General features: G+C 51.6%; 1 protein-coding gene. It reads right to left on the bottom strand.

What is annotated here, in order from left to right; translation table 11 throughout:
* The coding region (locus IO95_RS09230; RefSeq protein ID WP_200874165.1) for a VCBS repeat-containing protein at positions 1–2,872 on the bottom strand (2,872 nt) is incomplete at both ends.

The following is a 2,872-nucleotide window of genomic DNA, read 5'->3' as shown; positions in this document are numbered from 1 at the left end:
CTTTCCGCCGTTAACACATAAGCATCATGGGATTTACCGGTGGTTAACCCCCCCCAGTTCTCATTAACCGTATTATTGGTGTAACCGCCTTGGTCTGCGGTTGCCCCCACATGGTTGGTCTGGCCATTGGTAATACGCAACAACTGCACCGAGTAAACTTCATTCGGATCCAACCCGAAGAAGCTCACCAGACCCATACTGTTGCTCGAGCCCGAGGACTGCGGGTTAATCAACTGCGTTGCCACCAACTCACCCTTCGAGTTATACAGCTTGACGGTATTGCTGTAGAAGGTATTGATGCCTTGACCGTCAACAATACGGATCTGCAGGCTGGTACCATCCGGCGCAATGTTGGTGTTTTTCACCAGCAAGGTCGGTGCAGCGTGATCACTCGACACCACTGTTGCATCAGCGCCTGCACGGTACAGCACCAAATCCATTGAACCATCCCAGTCATAATCCAGGGCGACTGCACCCGTCAGATTATTATAAGCTGTTGCGGTCAAATTCACTGGCGTTTTACCCCAGATATTATTCCCTTCGTTCAGATAAAGTACCGGGCTACCAGTAACACCAGAGCGCGGAACTTCAATGATGTCCATCTTACCATCGTGGTTCCAGTCAACTGCCAGTGAGGTCCCACCGTCCAGACTGTCACCAAACCACAGTGCCTTGGCATCGGTGGCATTCAGCTTACCCGTGCCATCGTTCAGATAGATACGGCTTTCATTAGTGTTCGCACTGCCTTTTTGACCACGGCTCAGGAACAGGTCCAGCCAGCCATCACCGTTGTAATCGGCATAAGTCATGGAAATCGACAAGTTACCATAATCCGTTCCACCATCAGTACGGAACACACTACCGTAATAATCTAGCTTACCAAAGGTGGTTTCGCTGCCGCCTGTAGTCTGGTTGTAGATGATGGCCAGAGTATTGCCGTCATCCCTATTAAAATAATTAGTACCATTGTAGTCGAGGACATCCACGTGAGCAGTAATATCAACAGTACCGTTATTATCGATATCCACAGCCCCAATTTCATGCATCATGCTCAAGTCAGATGGAATTGCACCACCGGGGCGACCATATGTGCCGTCTGGGCTCAGTACACCATTTTCGTTCTTGAGGAACGAAGTAGAATCTGGTGCGGAGTCCGCCAACACAAAGTCAAGATAACCATCACCGTGACGGTCATAGGCTATCACCCCCCCTAAGTGGTTAAGGCTGCCTTGGTTTACCGATTTCGCCGTGTAACTGCCATCGGCATTTTGCATCCAGTAGGCAGTGCGTCCACCGTTATCGTAAGCACTGACCTGTGACATCACATCAGTCAAACCATCGCGGTTGATATCCGCAAAGGTGGCCGAGTTAACAAAGTGACCATAGTTGTCGAACGTCACATCGCTTGGCTGCGCTAGGTACTTGGAGTTGTAATCCTCCAGGTTTTGCATATTGTAGACACGCCCAGAGTTGGCCCGACCTGACCCCGATGTGCCACGCGCACTCTGGAAGAATGACCACAAGCCATTTGTCCCAATAGTCACCGCCGCCGCATTCAGGCCAGAGTCATCCCCATCGGTGGTACCGCCCCACTTCTGCTCAATCAGCGTCTTACCATCACCCTCAGTGACCCCGATGCTGGTGGAGGCACTTAACGAAGAACGGTTACCTGCCGCATCCCATACCATAAAGGCAAGATTATGCGCGCCGGCTGGCATGGTGCTGCTGATTGACCAGGTACCGTCATCATTCGCTTTGGCAAAGCCGATAATCTGATCCAGCCCTTCCTGGTAGGTCCCATTACCGTTGACATCACTCACCAGTGAGACAATCGTCCCCGCTTCAACTTTACCGTACTTGGCATCATTGAAGGTGTAGGTGGTGGTGCTGTTAATAATTTGCGGTACCTCAGGTGCACCAAGGATCGCATTCGGTGCCTCCAGATCAATCACAACCTTATAGTTGCTATTGAAATTAACATTCGTGCCCAGGTTACCGGCCGCATCAATCACCCGCAGTTGGTAGTTAAACGTGGTGCTCTGAGTGACCGCATCCAGCTTATAATTCCAGTCAGTACCGGTTTCAGACAACAGCGTGGTCCAGCTACTCCCATTATCAAAGGAGATCTGCAGATACTGGTCGTTCTGCAGCGCAGCGCTCAACGCCCCCTTGATGGTCACCGTACGGTCGCGGGTGTTCATATCGCTGTTTACCGCTGTCGCACTGTGGCTGAACAGATCGCCGGTGGTCAAACCGTTCGAGGTATCGGTGGTAATACCCGCTGTGGTGGTCAAACCATTCAGGTTCGGTGCCACGGTGCTCACTGTCAGCGCATGTGCATCGGTGTCACCAATATTACCTGCCTGATCAACCACACGCGCCTGGATGGTATAGTCAGCTGACGTCAACGGCTTGCTTTGCAGATCTACCGTCCAACTGCTGGCGGTCGTGCTGCTCGCTTTGGTCCAGGTTTGGCCGCCATCAACACTCACTTCGACCCACTCGTCTGCCAGCAGGGCCTTGTTCAGTGAACCGTTAATCAACAACGTGCTATCGCTGGTGTTGAAGTCGGTATTGCTGATACCCAAGTCATCACTGATTGAGGTGATGGTAATTACCGCATCAGAAATCGTCGCATCAATGGTGATGGTTTGAGTCGCACTCGGCGCACTCTCCTGATCTGCATCGTTGGTCCCCGTCACTTTGAAGTTGTAAGTACCGTCTGCCAATGCCGGGTTGGGTGTAAAGCTCCAACTACCACCTGGGCCTGCAGTAGTAGTACCTACCACAGTTTTATCGTTATAGATGGTAATCGTATCGCCTTCAGCCACCGAAGAGGTCCCGCTCAAGGTTGGCGTATTGTCCTTGGTCA

It is taken from the genome of Serratia sp. DD3 (genome assembly GCF_000496755.2).
The sequence above is the reverse complement of the archived record's forward strand: the minus strand, read 5'-3'. Positions and strand labels throughout refer to the sequence as shown.